The sequence below is a fragment of the Enterobacter cloacae genome (assembly GCF_011078175.1).
GTDB classification, from domain to species: Bacteria; Pseudomonadota; Gammaproteobacteria; order Enterobacterales; family Enterobacteriaceae; genus Enterobacter; species Enterobacter cloacae_Q.
Genome location: NZ_JAALCJ010000011.1, coordinates 1 through 15,745, shown reverse-complemented (window position 1 = coordinate 15,745; position 15,745 = coordinate 1). Strand labels below are relative to the sequence as shown.

Annotated in this window: 16 protein-coding genes; 4 read left to right on the top strand and 12 right to left on the bottom strand. The window is 51.1% G+C overall.

The genetic code is table 11. From position 1 onward, the window contains the following. Positions 1-2: 2 nt before the first annotated feature. From pilP to G6Q29_RS21900, 11 genes are all read right to left on the bottom strand, one after another. A complete protein-coding gene (pilP, locus tag G6Q29_RS19440) occupies positions 3-518 on the bottom strand; it encodes a type IV pilus biogenesis protein PilP (protein WP_022649974.1) in 516 nt (171 codons plus the stop codon). Continuing rightward, positions 502-1,806, bottom strand: coding sequence for a type 4b pilus protein PilO2 (gene pilO2 / locus G6Q29_RS19435; protein ID WP_022649973.1), 1,305 nt, complete (start codon positions 1,804-1,806; stop codon positions 502-504). The genes pilP and pilO2 overlap by 17 nt, the downstream gene beginning before the upstream one ends. A gap of 1 nt (position 1,807) precedes the next feature. After that, positions 1,808-3,484 (bottom strand): PilN family type IVB pilus formation outer membrane protein, encoded by a 1,677-nt coding sequence (locus G6Q29_RS19430; protein WP_022649972.1) that lies wholly within the window; start codon positions 3,482-3,484, stop codon positions 1,808-1,810. Between the two features lie 14 nt (positions 3,485-3,498). Beyond that, positions 3,499-3,936, bottom strand: coding sequence for a type IV pilus biogenesis protein PilM (gene pilM, locus G6Q29_RS19425; protein ID WP_022649971.1), 438 nt, complete (start codon positions 3,934-3,936; stop codon positions 3,499-3,501). After that, a complete protein-coding gene (locus tag G6Q29_RS19420) occupies positions 3,936-5,033 on the bottom strand; it encodes a toxin co-regulated pilus biosynthesis Q family protein (protein WP_032623573.1) in 1,098 nt (365 codons plus the stop codon). The genes pilM and G6Q29_RS19420 overlap by 1 nt, the downstream gene beginning before the upstream one ends. A 14-nt stretch (positions 5,034-5,047) precedes the next feature. Then, a complete protein-coding gene (locus tag G6Q29_RS19415; RefSeq protein ID WP_022650068.1) occupies positions 5,048-5,554 on the bottom strand; it encodes a hypothetical protein in 507 nt (168 codons plus the stop codon). Positions 5,555-5,627: 73 nt separating this feature from the next. Further along, a complete protein-coding gene (locus G6Q29_RS19410) occupies positions 5,628-6,254 on the bottom strand; it encodes a hypothetical protein (RefSeq protein WP_022650067.1) in 627 nt (208 codons plus the stop codon). Between the two features lie 21 nt (positions 6,255-6,275). Then, positions 6,276-6,947 carry a hypothetical protein gene (locus G6Q29_RS19405; protein WP_022650066.1) on the bottom strand — a complete coding sequence of 224 codons (672 nt, stop codon included), beginning with the start codon at positions 6,945-6,947 and terminating at the stop codon, positions 6,276-6,278. A 234-nt stretch (positions 6,948-7,181) separates the two neighbouring features. Beyond that, a complete protein-coding gene (locus G6Q29_RS19400; protein ID WP_032623570.1) occupies positions 7,182-7,691 on the bottom strand; it encodes a transcription termination/antitermination NusG family protein in 510 nt (169 codons plus the stop codon). Positions 7,692-7,976: 285 nt separating this feature from the next. After that, complete coding sequence (locus tag G6Q29_RS19395; protein WP_022650064.1) at positions 7,977-8,237, bottom strand: helix-turn-helix transcriptional regulator; 261 nt, start codon at positions 8,235-8,237, stop codon at positions 7,977-7,979. 452 nt (positions 8,238-8,689) lie between these two features. After that, positions 8,690-9,373, bottom strand: coding sequence for a helix-turn-helix transcriptional regulator (locus tag G6Q29_RS21900; protein ID WP_265937801.1), 684 nt, complete (start codon positions 9,371-9,373; stop codon positions 8,690-8,692). A gap of 762 nt (positions 9,374-10,135) precedes the next feature. Between G6Q29_RS21900 and repA the strand changes: the two genes are divergently transcribed. The 4 genes from repA to G6Q29_RS19370 all read left to right on the top strand — a co-directional run bounded on the left by repA (position 10,136) and on the right by G6Q29_RS19370 (position 13,981). Further along, a complete protein-coding gene (gene repA / locus G6Q29_RS19385; RefSeq protein ID WP_022650061.1) occupies positions 10,136-11,002 on the top strand; it encodes a plasmid replication initiator RepA in 867 nt (288 codons plus the stop codon). A 1,090-nt stretch (positions 11,003-12,092) separates the two neighbouring features. After that, the gene (locus tag G6Q29_RS19380) at positions 12,093-12,707 is read left to right on the top strand and encodes a DUF2913 family protein (RefSeq protein ID WP_032440595.1); all 615 of its coding nucleotides are present in this window, start codon (positions 12,093-12,095) and stop codon (positions 12,705-12,707) included. A gap of 69 nt (positions 12,708-12,776) precedes the next feature. Continuing rightward, positions 12,777-13,202, top strand: a complete 426-nt coding sequence (gene umuD / locus G6Q29_RS19375; protein WP_045325066.1) for a translesion error-prone DNA polymerase V autoproteolytic subunit — start codon at positions 12,777-12,779, stop codon at positions 13,200-13,202. Continuing rightward, positions 13,202-13,981 carry a Y-family DNA polymerase gene (locus G6Q29_RS19370; protein ID WP_108970993.1) on the top strand — a complete coding sequence of 260 codons (780 nt, stop codon included), beginning with the start codon at positions 13,202-13,204 and terminating at the stop codon, positions 13,979-13,981. Before umuD ends, G6Q29_RS19370 begins: the two co-directional genes overlap by 1 nt. A 147-nt stretch (positions 13,982-14,128) precedes the next feature. Here G6Q29_RS19370 and G6Q29_RS19365 read toward each other — a convergent pair whose 3' ends face one another. Next, a complete protein-coding gene (locus G6Q29_RS19365) occupies positions 14,129-15,685 on the bottom strand; it encodes a methyl-accepting chemotaxis protein (RefSeq protein ID WP_053897648.1) in 1,557 nt (518 codons plus the stop codon). Between the last annotated feature and the right edge of the window lie 60 nt (positions 15,686-15,745).

Below are 15,745 nucleotides of genomic sequence, written 5' to 3'. Positions count from 1 at the left end.
GGTTAGTCCCCAAAGGCAAGCAGTGTGCCATCGCTGAGTGTGACTCCGGCTAAGGTAATGCTTTTGACTGTGCTCTCCATTCCTGGAATACGGCTTCCGGGTGATACGACCAATGACAGTCCTGATTGCAGTTGTAGTGTGGCGCGGAGGTTTTTATCGCGGCCGTTAATCTCCAGCACGACAGGGCGATTACTCACAGTAACCGGACGTGCAGGCTGGCCAGGCAGTGAAGTATCGCCGAAGGAGGCACCGGGAAGAGCGGTGGCAGGAGTGCCGACGCTGGATTGATTTTCCTCAAGCTGGCGCTGCAGTTGCGCGCCCTGAACTTCTGCCTGAAGAATGACGTTTCGGATATGCAGCTGTTCAAGCTGTCCCTTTGTCACACCGGGTATCACGTTCCCTGCTGGCGGTGATACCTGCTGGTTCGTGGACTGAGAGGCCTGAACGGGTAAAGGCCCGAATATTGGCAGCAGGAGCCAGAGTGTCGCCTGCCGAAGAAATTTACTTTGCTGACGCATAAATTTTACCTTCAGTGGTATAGCTGAACGCACTTCCGTTCAGCTCGAATGTTAAACGGGTAAGTCGGATACCAGTTTCATCCAGACCGTCGAATAAGATGATGGCGGGGAGGGGCGCGGAAAAACTAAACGCGTATTCCTGCCAGTCCTGCACAGGAGGCGGTTCTCCGTTCGACCCCGGCAGGACTGGAGGCATGGCTACATCGGTGATGTTGAGTGTGATTTGCTGACGCTGGAACCAGGATAGGATGCGGATGAGCTGCAATGAACTGTCAGGCACTGCTTCATCCCTGAGTGGTCTGTCCGGGGGCGGTAATGAAATTCGGGCTTCCCGCCCCCCCTCCTTAAGATTGAATACTGGCGTGACACCGAAGACTTCCTGACTGCGAGCGAGAAACCCCTCGACTGTGCCACCGGGCATAATCTGGTACAAAAGGGTTATACCGTCAGGAGAACAGGTCCCGGATGCCAGTTTCCAGCTCCCCAGAACATGTAGCGCCGGATCGGTCTTTCTCTGACAATCATCAATCAGAGCCTGGGCTGTTACCTCGCGTGCCCAGGGATGAGGCAAAACCTTAGGTTTTGCCTGACTGGCGAACATTGCGCGCGCCCTGGCCTGTATTTCTTCAGCGGTGAGTACCGGTTCCTCCGGTGGTGTGGCCGTCTGCCACCAGGCAATGGCGCCTGTGCTGAGCAGCAGTATCGCGCAAGCCAGTAACCAGCGCTGCCTCCGGAGTCCATCTACATGCACACGGCATTGCTGTCGCCTGCGTGCAGATAGTCCGGCAAAGAGGCTGTTAGCATCAAGGGGGTTTTCCACTGATGCCAGACAGACCCAGCCTTCTGGGGGCGGTTCGTTCATGCTCAGGAACAGTGTCAGCAGCCCCTGCATTTTGTCCGCACTCCCTGTTTTATCGGCAGTGACGGCAGGCACACCATTAATACTGGCCAGAAACACGAAGTCGGTACTACTCAACCGATAAATGCCGTATCCATTTCGTGTGCTGGCACAGAACGCGAGTGCCAGCGAAAAGAGCTGGTGACGGCGATGACGGACGGGCAATCTGCCACTCCCAGCGACTGATTGCCCTGTGTCCCGTTTATTGAACTGTCCTGTTGAGGTGTGGACGCCGATGCCGTCTGTTCTTCCGGAACGTGATTTTATTGGTTGAAATGGCGGCAGCCGAAATTTTTGTCTTTCCGTTGGCGCCCAGTCCATCCCCGCCAGCCAGTAACGGCTGCGGGATTTTCCATCCCGGATTGTAAACAGGTAATCCTCATCCTTCATTTCAGCCTCCGGAACTTTGCGGGAATGTCGGTGTGATCACGATGACCAGAGTGGTCCGTTCGTTTTTACCTGACTGACTTCCGCCCAGGAGCGGGTTCCCTGGCGTAAAGGTGCCGGATTTATTGACGGAGGTATTGTTCTGATCAAAACCAGTGAGGATCAGCGATTGCCCGGCCCGGAGATTTGCCTTCTGGCTCAGAGAGCGCAGTTTGGTATATGGCATCTCGATGTAAGAGTTCCCGTCTTTTGACGTGAAGTTACGGATGGTCGGTGGATCTGACAGGTTGAAGTTTACCTGTAGCTGAACGTTACCTGTTTCCTGAATCAACGGTAACAGGGTCATGTTGAAACCGGTGGTGATCATCCCAGGCGTCAGCGTTGTGGTGGCGCCGACATCGGTGGTTGTCGTTGTAGCCGACTGCGCTACATAGACCGTCTGATCTGCCATCTGAATAGGCACGGGCGTCAGGTTAGTCACGGTACTGGACTGAGAAGTGACGACGCTGACATCGCCCTGTTCTGACAATGCTTTCAGCAGAAGGCTGGAGCCAGCAAACTTCGCGGCATTACCAGTAGCGGTATCAAGAATGGACGCGCCGGCAGAAATACCACCAGTGAGATCCCCTGTCGCGTTGTTAAGCGTGGCGCCAGCAGAGTGCAGTGACTTGTACACCAGGTTCCAGTCAATCCGGAAATCTTCGTTTCGTGAGTTACCGACGCTCAGGACTTCAACATTCAGGGCTACCTGTCTGTTCATGATGAGATTTTGCTCGTTCACATAACGGGCCACAGCGGCCTGTACTGACGGCGTGTCTGTCACAATCAGTGATGAGCTGGAGGAGGACAGCCAGTAGCGACCTTTGTTCGGGGTCAGCATCGACTCCACAGCTTTTCGCAGATCAGCATACAAATCGTATTCCTGCCCCGTGGTTGTGCTCTGGGAGGTTGTGGATTCGCCGGAGGCGGAGTTATCTGTACCACTGGTGGCTCCCATACTGCTGGTCGTCCCTGAGCTGACGCTCGACGTGCTGGACGTTTTAGTGTTCAGCATGGCCAGCGAATAGGTCCGGGTTTCCATCAGATAGAACACGATAGTTCCATTATCCATTCGCCAGTAGAGACCGCTACGGCTGGCCATCAGATCCAGAAGTCCGCCCAGGTCTCCCTGCCACATCAGTCCGGTAAGGTTCAGGGGCTGGCTGGTTCCTCCAGTCGGCAAAGAAGTTACGCCCCCCAGACTGGCCAGTGGCGTCCGACCGCTGTCATCAGGTGGTGGTAGTGTGCCACTCATCTGGCGTGTGACGCCGGTACTGACGCTGCTCTGGCTGATATCAAGGGCGTCAGGAGTAAAAATAACGGGGGTTCCACACAGCGCGGTGATGCGTTGTGCCAGTTCCTGTAGCGTAATAGTATTTTTTGCCTGGGTGATATTACATGACGGAGCCTGGTGGTTCCGTTCACGAACGGCGACCGGGATAGGACTCGGATTAATCCACTGACGCTCCGTCCAGGTCAGTGGTTGTTGATGTTGTGTTCGCGGGAGCTGTGCCTGTGCGCGGGCTACCGTGGCGTCAGATTGTGCCTTAGTCTGCATTTTGTTGATTTCAGAGAAGGTACAACCTGCGAGCATGGCAAAGCAGGACGCCATCAGCAGGCGCCGCAAAAGGGTTTTCTTCATGGGGGAAATCCGGATTAGTTGAGGTAAACCACAGCGCCTTCAGGAACGCCCTGTGGAGCCGTGAGCCCGGTGGCCAGACCGGAAAGCCAGATTAACTGGCCGCTTCTCATGGTGCCGATGAGTGCCGAACCGCGACTCTGTGCCCGTAAGGCATCAACGAGTCCAGCTTGTTCCGGCATCCAGACCCACAATCTACTCTGAAGTAACCGGTACTGGATCCGGGCGTCGGGAGTAAAGGGAAGACCCAGCTGGTCAACTGGAACTGTGCCATTCGTTTGGCCAGTTTTGTAACGCCAGTCGTTAACGCGGTTGGCGATAGTCAGGATCTGGGAGGCATAAAGCTGGCCGCTCTGCGTCTGTATTGCAGTCCGGCTGGTCTGATTTTGTTGCGAATCTATATCACCGACAATCAGGAAAAATATCATGCTGATTGCCAGTATGACCCAGCCCATCACCGACCTGCCGGAGTGTCTGTGACAGATACCACGCACTGCATGCGGGAAGCTTCAGCATAAAGCGGTTTCTGTGCTGAACGGTAAAGGTCGAACATCTGACCGAGCATGGTTTCAAATGAGCCGCGGAAGGTCAGTGGTGCGTCAAGCCGATAATCCGTCACGGATACTGGCCAGATAACCGTCCAGTGCGATGATGCGCCTGATTCACAGCGGGTATCCTGCGCCCATTTCATCAACATTTCCCGAAGAGTCGTTCCCGATGGCGCCAGCCAGGTTTTACCCTGAACCACAGGTGCGACTGGTTCCCCGGTGGCTGGTTGTGCTTTAACTACCGCTGTTGGTGCCTTCATCGGTTTTGTTGTTACAGAGGATGTGCTGGTTTTAACCGCTGCCGTCGGTATGGGTTGGGTCACCTCCGGTCCGCTGAACGGATTTCTCGGCGCGCCAGACGCCTGTGGCGGCGCAGGGAGGTTTCCAGTGGACAGTGCAGGGACGGTCATCTGAGCGGTTTGCCCCTTTCGCTGCAATGTGACGGCATGACGATCCCAGTCCAGCTGACCCTGGATGGATTGCTCTGTCAGCAGACGGTTGAGCACCCTGGTCCACTGGTCATTGGTGTCGACCGAGACGATACGGGTATTCAGTACAGGTCGCAGGGCATTCTCATAGTTCAGCGTCCAGCCAGTCGGAATGATGCGCCTGACCCACTGTTCGAAAGTGAGGTTACGCACCTGTGATAATGACAGAACGGCAACGGGACCTGGTGTGCCGGTAAATGTGAGTGCCGGCAGCGCTGGATTCATGATGGGGCTCACTGAGCTGACTTGTTTTGCGGAGGAGGCCATCATTGTTGGTTGCGGCAGCGGGGAGGTCTGCGATGTTACCGCTACAGATGTCGGCTGGCGTACGGGAACGGGAGTGGCCGCCGGAGGCGCAATTCGCCGCTGTGTCTGTGTAATGATATCGGCACTATCGCTGATCTGGCCGTCGACAAACACGAGCGCAGGTGTGTCAGGAGCAATGTTACGGTTATTAAATCCCGCGCAACTGCTTAACAGCGACGGTATTAACAGGGGCAGGGCAAGTTTTTTCATGATGATCCCCGGGGTTATTCGGTGGGGTGAACGGTAATACGTGGAAAAGCACAGTTCGCGTCAAAACCGATACCGCTGATCAGAACATCGTCTCCGCGCGCTATCAGAATTTTTTGCTGTTGAGTTATGTAATTTTGCGAGGGCAGGTCTATCCCTTCCTCGGCTGAGCCAGCTGAGAGTTTTGATAATTCGGGATGGCAGGCGTGTCGTACCGCCAGTGAAACGAGTTGTTTGTCATCCCCTGCATCGCTGACGACAGCCCTGACCGTGGTTCCATAAGAGAGAGTGCGGTATTCCTTACTGACGATTTTCCCATCTTCCGTAGTGACCGAATTTACATAGCGTACGCTGTCTGAGTTGTCGAAAGTAACAGGTTGGCTGAGCGGCGCATCCATCCTGAGAGAAACCACTTTTTGGACAGAGGCTGGTTTGCCGTGAGTAATGTCAATACGCTGATCGGGCTGTGAGGATGAGCAGGCGCTCAGGATAAGCGGCAATACGGCAAGGGTAATATGTTTCATGTTTTTTACTCCGGAGTTAGTTGTTAGTGAAATACAGGTATGAAAGGGAGCAGGAAGTGACGAGTCGGGACGGTTATGTTTTTTGAGAGATGATAATGAGGCGGTTCGTTTCGTCATTGAGGGGAAGAGCAACACTGAGCTTCTGTCCACCTTTTAATCTGAGAAGTTGTCGGAAGTTGATAGCGTAACGGGAATATTCATTTTTTGAGCTGCCAGTGGTCCGGGAAAGCTCTACGGTCATCTGCATTAATGCAGAGTCTGCGGAAAGAGCCGGCGTTATCACTAATGAGAGATCATCCACGACATTTTCTTTCTTCTTCTCCCCTGTCGTTGCGTGTTGTTGAGCGGAGTAATTTGAAACAGAGAAAAGTAATGCCTTGTTGTTGGTTGTGACTCCTGACATATCGTAGAGCAGTCTGACGTCCCCTTTAGCGACCAGTTCCGTGAGTTCGTCTCCCAGTGAAGCGCTGACCGGTCTTAAAGATATTTTTGCACCTGGCTGTTCAAGCAATTCCTTTAGTTCAGGCGTTACGGGAGTGGAAAGCTCGTAAATACTGGCTCTGACAGGAATGTATGCAGTTTCGTTTTTCTGATACTGCCCGATTTCATTACGGTGATGAGCCTGGTTTGAAGTAGTAGCTCCGTTGCAGCCATATAACGCCAGCAGGGAACATAGCACGCCCAATGTATGCGTTTTCATGATTAAGCCTCGGCAAAAAGATTAATGAAGGTCAGGGCGCCATACATCTCCGTAGCGGACGCCTTCACGGGCACCCCATGCTGACTCCGGCAGTGTGTGATGTCCGATATAGAGTGTGCGAAGAGTGGCTTTGGGTAGTGAGATATCGCGGCCACGGACAACAGAGAAACGATCGAGATAGAAAGACTTTTCTACCTCATCATCTTCATTTTTTTTCAGGAGGAGTTGAAGCGTGACGGGGGAAGCCATTGAGCCTGTCGCGGTAAATGCTTCTTCCATACGGGTGAACTGTAGGATGTGGTTCTTACGATTTCGCTGGCGTTCCATGATTTCAGTTACAACCTGCTCAGGCCAGGGGCAAAGGCAGTGCTTCCAGCCAAGGCCGAGAAGTGAATTAAGAACTGCCCGAAAACGAAACAGATCACAGTTCCCGGTTGAAACAGCGTTGGTCCAGAGCGCAGTCAGGACGTCATCAATGGGACGATTTCGTTCGTTTTCGAGCAACTGCCGGATAGTCATAAACTCGCTACTCATCCCTTTGAATGTTGGTATTCTTCGTGCTCCGCTTAGCCATTCTGTGATGAATCTACGTTTGCCACGCTCTGAGGTTATGTGATGGTTTTCGACTGCCGTACGTAAGGCTACGAGAATGCACCACAAGAGATGGCTGACCTGTTCCTGGGTGGATTGCATGGTTTGTCTCTCTCTGGTTCCGGTTTCTGGCAATGACGTCTGTACCTTCATTCCGCCAGAATGAAAGAAGCCTGAAAGCAGGCTGGCTACAGGAACAGAGGGTGTTCATTGGGCAGGGCCAGCCCAGACGTCATTGCCGGAAAACGGTGAAAAAAAGCCCCCGTGAACGGGGGAAACTAAAGGGATGGTGTAAAACTGGTTTGAACCAGCTTAAGAGGCTCGGTTAAGTACATTTTAAAATCCCCACGCATCAGCATGGGTGATCATATCGAACAGCATTGCAGTCCGGGATATGGGATGATCCGTTTTATCTAACTGCGTAAGGCGTTTGTATTGGCTTTTTGTCAGCCAGATATCTGATGCCGCTTCGAGTTCAGCTCTTGCAGCAGGGTGATGAGTCGGGTCGGGGTATTTCTTCATTAATGCTTCGACTACCCTTGTATTCACAGGGGCAATTTTACTGCCGAATTTCACAAAGTCGCAGAATGCAGAGTGCGCCCGAATCATATCTATTTTCTGTGATTCGAAATCTGCCTTAAGGAAGAAATATCCTGGGAAAACGGCCGAGATCCTTTTTCTGAAAACATGCGGGGCATCCGCACGCCGTATTTGCGTTAAGGATAAAGGTGTCCATGGAGTTATTCTCCTGTCGTGTAGCCAGTCGAATAAGTTCTCGCGGTTTTTGCCCCCGGTAATATAGAGAGCAAGATACCATTGTTGGTTACATACAGTCTCAATATTCATTTTTGAACGCTTCGCGCAGAATTGATCCATGAAAGGATAATTCAAGTTCAATGGGGTCGAACATACTCAACCATGAAGGCGAAACAGTCTTACTAACAAACACTTAAGTTTGCATGCTGTAGTTCGAGCGCCTTCATGGCTCAGGATGCTCTTGTAGGTTAGTCCCTTAAGTAAAATTGGCGGCAATACTTAAGGAACTGTGCGTATTTTTGTTTCTCTGTATAATGAAGTAAAGTGTAAATAGGCTGAATCCTAAAAATGCACCCTCAAGGGTGCATTTTTTGATTAATTTGTGATCATCAATGAAATCATGAAAAAGTATGAGCGTGACAATATAACTGCACGCATTGCATCGTTACTTTTTAAGTTCAGAGCTTTAGTACTTCGCTTCAGATGCGAGCGGACTGTCTCAACAGAAATATTGCAAATGTCAGCGATTGTCTCATATGCATTACCGTGAGCATACAGAGTAACGATTTCTAACTGTTTTCTGGAAAGCTCAGGAAATACGCTATGCAGGGCGTTAATAGTGTTTTCATTAATCATCGTTAAGTCCCCTAGCAAATCTATACGTAGTAAATTTACGCGCAATATGCATCCCCTTTAATGGGGAGAAACCCCATGGACCTTGTCGCGACATGTGGTATGGGCGAAGGATTTCTGATGAGGGTGAGCTTTAGCAGCTAGGCCTATAAAGGCATGTTCATTTGCTAAGGGGGATATAGAAATTTTTGATAGGTTCTTGCACATCATAGATGAAGCTCCCGTGTAGATACTATGTCGGCTACCAAGGAGTTCTCACGCTCTGGTGGCAGCCCAGGCAGGGGTGAGAAACCGGCCTACACGGTACCGGCCAACCTTACGGTTGCCCTACCTGAACCGCCATTACGAAGATGTGCTGGTTCAGTACACAAAAAAACACGCTTGTGCGTGTCTATGTGCACGTGTAGATACGGGTTCTCACGCCCGATCACAGGATTTACTGTGACCTTTGAAGACTACTGTCTGCTTAGTGATGAGTCAACTAGATACGCATCAGGAGCAGCTCTGAATAGTCGAAACCGAGGCTTTAAAAAACGAGGGGGAACATATGCATCCCAGTTATTCTTTTTGCAAAAGTCTAATAGTTCGGCTCCAGACGAGGTCCCGGTTTTCTGCAGGCATCGGCTGATTCTGTGTTCTACCGCTTTAAGAGAGGTTCCTAATATTCGAGACATCATTTTCCTGCTGTATTTTAGAGAGATTAAGAAGATGGCCTCCCATTCAGCATTTGTGAATATCTCAGACGGTACCCTGTATACCAACGATTTGGGAACGTCTCCCGATAGCAAGCTGTCTGGCCCAAAAATATCAACAGGCCTAACTTGAAGCATCGTTCCTGAGCAGATCCCGTCATCGTCGTAATAGGGTCTAGATTCGAAGCATAGGGCATGTATGGAGTTGCTCTCACCTATTGGATGCGTAACGATTGAAGAAAACTTATCTTCATGTTCCATAACGAGTTCCTCCTGCTTATGTATTCGTTGTGAGAGGTAAGCTAAGGAGGTAGGGAGCTGGTCCAACGTTTTTCCTACAATCGGATAATCGTTGGGGAGTTTTAATAATCGAAGAAAAGCTTGGTTTACCGCTACATACTGCAGATTGCCGTTCTTGATTGTCATCGGTTCTCTGCTGTTGGATATCAGGTTTAAAACCTGGGGAGCGAGTTGGAATTTTTTTTTGAAGAAACGAGTTTAGACATCATCCACTAAGAGCCGTATGTATTTGAAATTTAGAGATATATTCTGTGTGTTGATGTACTATATCATGTAAGGCGACACTTAACTGGATTTGATCTGCGATCATAATATTAGTTAATGATGCTTTTAAGTGTCTGATTGTATGCTACGATACAATAATTCGTAGGTGCTATCTGTAAATCAGGAGGAGTTATGGCACATCCGATACATTGCACGAAAGTCGCTGGTATCACGGAGTTCAAAAGGGATCCGTTAGGGACTGTCGAGTCAGCAGAGGGTGATGCTATTGCTATTCTGAACCGTAGCGCGCCGGCATTTTATCTTGTACCACTTGAGCTGTTCGAAAGCTTAAAACGAGACGCAGAAGCGCATCGCTCCAGAGGTGATGTTTGATCCTGCTGCCGGATAGATCCTAAAAATTGATCCTGCATTGTTGTGGTGATAAAGTCGGAGAACTTATTGTTCTAAATGAATTTATTAGGTTGTCACGCCGAAGAAGGTGGCAGGTTCTGGGTGGTTAGTTAGCAAAGCCCAGAAAAGCAAAAACCCCGATAATCTTAGATACTTGGCGGCATCGCGAGATTAACGGGGTCCTTAACAAATCATGCAGAAGTTGTTGCTTCTGTATGGGAGTATAACCCGTGCGCGAAAAAAGACAAGAGATTCCGTACTTACTCCTTCTGTGCAACATAAGCGCAGGAAGTGGTGAGTAAGCAGAATTCCGAAACCACTACACTTTACCGTCAGGTAAAAAATCCGAATCCAGTTTTCATTCCTGAAAAGGGAAAGAAAACCCTTCCGTTCTGTGAAAAAATTCGCGAGAAAGCTGTTGGCTTCACTGAGCGTGCAGAGTTCCAGGCACTGGTTGCTATGCTGATCGCCCGTGGTGAGCGCAAAAAGCGCCCGCCAGTGTTACGCATACGGGCACTGGAAGCATCCGTACAGGCAATGTGTCACTATTTTAATCCCCTTGCTAATCGCGTTGGTTCATCGCTCACTACCATGAGCATTCGCTGCGGACTGGCCACAGAAAAAAAACGTCTGTCGATCACCCGTCTGACGGGTGCCCTGAAGTTTCTCGCTCAGCTGAACCTCATTACCTATAACACCGAATACGATAAAGAAATTGGCTGTAATATCCCCACAGACATCACTTTCACACCGTTGATGTGGCAGGTGCTTGGGGTGTCTGAAGAAGCCGTTGCTGCTGCGCGCCGCAGCCGTATTGAGTGGGAAAATAAGCAGCGTGAGAAGAAAGGGCTTCCTCGCGCCGGTGCTGATGAACTTATCAGTGCGGCCTGGTCATTCGTTCGTGAACGCTTCCGTCAGTACCACAAGTCACGCTATGAACACGGCATGAAACGTCACAGGGCGCGTAAGGACGCTCCGCGAACGCGCAAAGAGATCGAGCTGCTGGTTCGCCAGCAAATCCAAAAAGAAATCAGGAAAGGCCGCTTCTTCGGTAATCTTGATGCGGTTCGGGCAGAGATAGAACGCCGTGTCTCGGAGCGAATGAAGCTTTCGCGTGGCCATTACGCACGACTTGGTGATGCATTGCTGGTCACAACCTAACGCCAGCTAATACGCTGCCTTTTTGAATCTGGTGCCCTGGCATCGGTTTACGCCTGCCCACTTTTCGGCTTTTATTGCCGTGTTAACCTTCTTCAGCCCCTGTTTCAGGCCCCCGTCGGGGACCTGAATGACAAACATGTCCTGCTGATGCCGGGTTTTCTAAACTTAACCAAAATTCTTCTTTTGTTGCCCGCATATTTCTGTGACCGAACGCCCAATATTTCACCGCTTTTAGGTTTTCATCCAGTTATCCACATAAACCACAAGAGGCTAAAGTGATAAGCTACTGGATGGATGCTTTTTAAACCACAATAAGGAATTTCTACAAACCGCGATGATCCTTTTAAACTTCTGATCTCCTATCTTTTAAACTTCAGTCATTACTTACATTTAAAAATAAAACCTATTCGCCACCTGTCCTGTGGACATGTGTATAACGCCCGCCCTTGCAGCGGACAAAGTCCGCGCCGGTTCGGTTCAGGCGCTTTGCGCCTAGAGTTAGCACCCGCCAAAAATGGCGGGCAGGGTTCAGAACGTTACAACAGCAACAGTCGACCACTTACTCCTAGGATCCTCAGCTCCCCACAAAAAACCCACCACTGAAAAGCGCCGCCGCCCGGGCCGAAGGCCCGGAACAACATCGCTTTTAATGATGGATGTTGTAACTAGATTCCTGGACCGCTGTAAGTTCGACTGCGGTAAGCCAGGAATACACGCTCGTAAGCGGCCCTGACGGCCCGCTAACGCGGAGATACGCCCCGACTGCGGCTTCGCCTTGTCGTGACCACTCCGACCGCGCACAGAAGCCTCTATGCCGTATTTAGCGGGTATGGCTTAACAGGGCGAGGGATGGGATAGGTAGAACCTTTCAAAACGGTAACCGGCTTCGCCGGGCGACGGCGCCACTAACCGACTGAGCCCTGCTTAAATTCATCTGGCGCCTCCATGCCGCAAAGCGGCATTCAGAAGACTGGCTGCGCACTGCTCGCCAGTCCGGGCCTGATGTTCAATCCGGGGTCAACGGTTCCGGATAAGACCCGCTTCCGGTTAAGATATATTCATTCCCCTGAACAAAGGAAAAAAGCCCGCGGTGAATCAGTCAGGAAAATCGGCCCATCTGGCGTGGTGTGCCCTGGTGGCGCTGGCCTTAGCCAGGCAGAACGGTGACGTGGTGTCACCGGCACAGGAAAATCTCTTTCTCACCCGCTGGCTGGCGACCGCGCTGAGACAACGTCGTTTTTCGCGCGATGTCGCTTCCGACATTGAGTGGCTGCTTAAACAGGGCCGTCAGCTGGGCGTCAATGCGCAGCTGGCCAGTAAGCTGAATTACCTGTGGCATTCCTGTACCGGCGAGTTGTCTGAGCAAAATGATCTGTTCCGGCTGAACCATGCGCTGGAGGCAGCGAAGGCTATGAACTGGAATTACCGTGTGTTAAGCGACCGGGAATGGTCCGGCCGGAATGCCGTAACCCTGAATGCCGGCGTGAACGGCATTTATCTTTCACGCTCCAGTCTCGATGCCGCATTTGACGACGACGGCCGACAGATAAATCCTTTGTTGGTGCGTCTGACAGGGAATGTACCGGGACTGGTGACGCTGTTTATCCGCAGTGACTGGCAGGTGCAGCCTGAAGGTGATGCCTCCCTGACTTATCTGCACCGATTGTTGGCCCGATCGGCTAAGCCGCGCGACAGCGCACCTTAGCCCCACCTTCCCCCTTCGCTAAAACTGTATATACTGTTTATATGTACAGTAAAGAGGAGGGTGTATGACATGCTTACTATCATTGAGCCCCGACCCGACACGCTGCTGCCGGGCCGGCCGATCTATACAGAACGCATTCCTGCAGGTTTTCCATCTCCTGCAGCTGGATATGAAAAGCAGGATCTGAACCTGCATGAATATTGCGTCAGACATCCCTCTGCAACCTATTTTCTGCGTGTGGAAGGCAACAGCATGGAAGACGCCCGGATTCACGATGGCGACGTACTGGTTGTCGATCGCGCCCTGGAGCCTGAGCACGGCAGTATTGTGATTGCCGCCGTGGACAATGAATTTACCGTGAAGCGACTGCTGCTGCACCCCCGCCCCTGCCTGATGCCAATGAATCCTGCCTACAGCCCGCTCTATTTCGATCCTGACAGTGACACCGTGCAGCTGTGGGGCGTTGTCAGCCATTCTGTGATGAGACATCTGTAGTGTTTGCCCTCATTGATGTAAACGGCATGTATGCCGCCTGTGAGAGTGCCTTCCGGCCTGACCTGGCCAGCCGTGCGGTATGTTGCCTCAGCAACAACGACGGGGCGATCGTGGCCCGGAACCGGCTTGCAAAACTGGCAGGACTGAAAATGGGGGAACCCTATTTCAAAGCGAGGCCGCTTATTGAAGCGCATAACGTGGCCGTATTCAGTTCAAACTACACCCTGTATGCCTCCATGTCAGCGCGTTTTGCGGCGGTAGTGGAATCGCTGTCTTCCCGTGTGGAGCAGTATTCAATTGACGAACTCTTTGTGGACTGTCGTGGGATGGAAACGGCAATGAACCTGGAGGCATTCGGGCATCAGCTGCGGCGTGAAGTGCAACGTCATACGACGCTGACCTGTGGAGTGGGCGTCAGTTTTACCAAAACGCTGGCAAAACTGTGTAATCACGCCGCCAAGACCTGGCCAGCCACCAGGGGCGTGGTTGCCCTGACTGACGAGCGCAGACTGCATAAACTGATGGCCATTCTGCCTGCGGCCGAAGTCTGGGGAGTGGGAAGGCGCATATCAGCGCGGCTTGAAACGATGGGGATCAGAACGGCGCTGGATCTGATGCGGGCTGATACCCGGTTTATCCGGAGTAATTTCAGTGTGACGCTGGAAAGAACGGTGCGGGAGTTACGTGGCGAAATCTGCTTTGGCCTCGATGAAAACCCGGCAACCAAACAGCAAATTGGGGGAACCGCAGAATTCGGAAAAAATCGTACGCTAAGCTAACGGTGTTCTCGTGACAGCTCTTTGACTAGGCTTTCTAAGGCCATTCTGATAGCCCTGACTTCCTGAAAAGCCATGGCTAAAATTTGTGCGGCTAAAAGGGATAACCGATGGTAAAGTAAGTTATCCCTGTCGAGATACTGAAAAGCGTTATCCTCGTTTTTCCCAAAACTGTTTTGCCAGTTCGCTCAGAGCGCTAGTTAACTGAGCGACAGATTTCGCACTTTGCAAATTATTCTGCCCGGTCTGTACATTGGTATCAGCAGCATCGCGTATATTGATAATACTGCGGTTTATGTCTTCACTTACTGCTCCCTGCTGCTCGACCGCAGTCGCTATTTGCGCGTTCATGTCGGTAATTTCGTTAACGCGTTGGCCAATTCCATCAAGAGCTGTAGCTGCTTCCTCTGCGTGAGCTACACTCGTGTGCGCTTGCCGACTACTTTGCTCCATGACTGTAACAGCGGATTGCGCTCGCTCTTGTAGAGCGCTGATCATGCTTTGAATATCCGTTGTCGATTGCTGTGTGCGAGCAGCAAGACTGCGAACCTCATCGGCGACAACAGCAAAACCACGCCCCTGCTCACCAGCACGCGCGGCCTCAATTGCTGCGTTGAGTGCCAACAAATTCGTTTGCTCGGCGATCCCTCGTATAACGTCAAGAACTTTTGATATCTCGTTACTTTGACCTTCAAGCTCATGAATAACCTGAGTGGCTTGCCTAATTTCACCTTCAAGGGCAGTGATTGACTGGCTTGTGTGGGCTACCAGACGCTGGCCAGATGCCGTCTCAGTGTCTGCTCTTCCGGCCGCATCTGCAGCATGCTGTGCATTGCTCGCAACCTCTTGAATGCTTGCCACCATTTGGTTTACTGCCGTTGCTATTTGATCTGTCTCTGCCTGCTGCTCAACTGTAAGTACATTGCTTGACTCAATATCCTTTAGTAGGCCTCGGGTGTGTTCGCTAAGCCGATTTGATGCATCACCTATGCGACCTACTATGGCGCCTGTTTCAGCTTGCATCATTCGTAAAGCAAACTCTATTTGGCCAAACTCATCGGTGCGCCCAGTGTAGAGGGATTGACTTAATGGGTTATTGGAAATATTCCTGGCTCTTTCAACCAGTCTTCCAAGAGGAGAGAGAATAGCCAAAACACTAACAGAGCTTAAGCTTCCTGACATTAAAGTGGCTAACAATAAGCTGCTTATTGATGTATCAGTAAGCATGCCGGCAGCCATTGCGCTTGATATAATACTACCCCATATGAGCAAGAGTATTTTCACGGAAAAGCTAGCAGCCAATTTCGGCCTCGCGGCCTTCCCGCTTCTCAATTGAGCATATAATTTTTCCGCAGCCAAAACCTGCTCAGGTTCAGGCTTGGTCCTTACAGACTGGTATTCAACAATCGAACCATTCTTAGCTATTGGCGTTACATAAGCACTTACCCAATAGTGGTCGCCATTTTTACAGCGATTTTTTACTAGCCCCATCCATGAGCGGCCAGATTTTAATGTACTCCACATATGCTCAAATGCAGCAGGCGGCATATCTGGGTGTCTTACGATGTTGTGAGGCTGGCCTAATAGTTCTTCCTCAGTGAAACCACTGATTTTAATGAAGTCAGGATTAACGTACGTGATATGGCTTTGAGGGGAGGTAGTCGAAAGGGCACTGTTGCAAATAGTCGGTGGTGATAAACTTATCATCCCCTTTTGCTGATGGAGCTGCACATGAACCCATTCAAAGGCCGGCATTTTCAGCGTGAC

What these genes read in the sequence shown, in the direction of transcription:
- pilP (WP_022649974.1), bottom strand. Translation starts at nt 518, where the DNA reads ATGCGTCAGCAAAGTAAATTTCTTCGGCAGGCGACACTCTGGCTCCTG.
- pilO2 (WP_022649973.1), bottom strand. Translation starts at nt 1,806, where the DNA reads ATGAAGGATGAGGATTACCTGTTTACAATCCGGGATGGAAAATCCCGC.
- G6Q29_RS19430 (WP_022649972.1), bottom strand. Translation starts at nt 3,484, where the DNA reads ATGAAGAAAACCCTTTTGCGGCGCCTGCTGATGGCGTCCTGCTTTGCC.
- pilM (WP_022649971.1), bottom strand. Translation starts at nt 3,936, where the DNA reads ATGGGCTGGGTCATACTGGCAATCAGCATGATATTTTTCCTGATTGTC.
- G6Q29_RS19420 (WP_032623573.1), bottom strand. Translation starts at nt 5,033, where the DNA reads ATGAAAAAACTTGCCCTGCCCCTGTTAATACCGTCGCTGTTAAGCAGT.
- G6Q29_RS19415 (WP_022650068.1), bottom strand. Translation starts at nt 5,554, where the DNA reads ATGAAACATATTACCCTTGCCGTATTGCCGCTTATCCTGAGCGCCTGC.
- G6Q29_RS19410 (WP_022650067.1), bottom strand. Translation starts at nt 6,254, where the DNA reads ATGAAAACGCATACATTGGGCGTGCTATGTTCCCTGCTGGCGTTATAT.
- G6Q29_RS19405 (WP_022650066.1), bottom strand. Translation starts at nt 6,947, where the DNA reads ATGCAATCCACCCAGGAACAGGTCAGCCATCTCTTGTGGTGCATTCTC.
- G6Q29_RS19400 (WP_032623570.1), bottom strand. Translation starts at nt 7,691, where the DNA reads ATGAATATTGAGACTGTATGTAACCAACAATGGTATCTTGCTCTCTAT.
- G6Q29_RS19395 (WP_022650064.1), bottom strand. Translation starts at nt 8,237, where the DNA reads ATGATTAATGAAAACACTATTAACGCCCTGCATAGCGTATTTCCTGAG.
- umuD (WP_045325066.1), top strand. Translation starts at nt 12,777, where the DNA reads ATGCTTACTATCATTGAGCCCCGACCCGACACGCTGCTGCCGGGCCGG.
- G6Q29_RS19365 (WP_053897648.1), bottom strand. Translation starts at nt 15,685, where the DNA reads ATGATAAGTTTATCACCACCGACTATTTGCAACAGTGCCCTTTCGACT.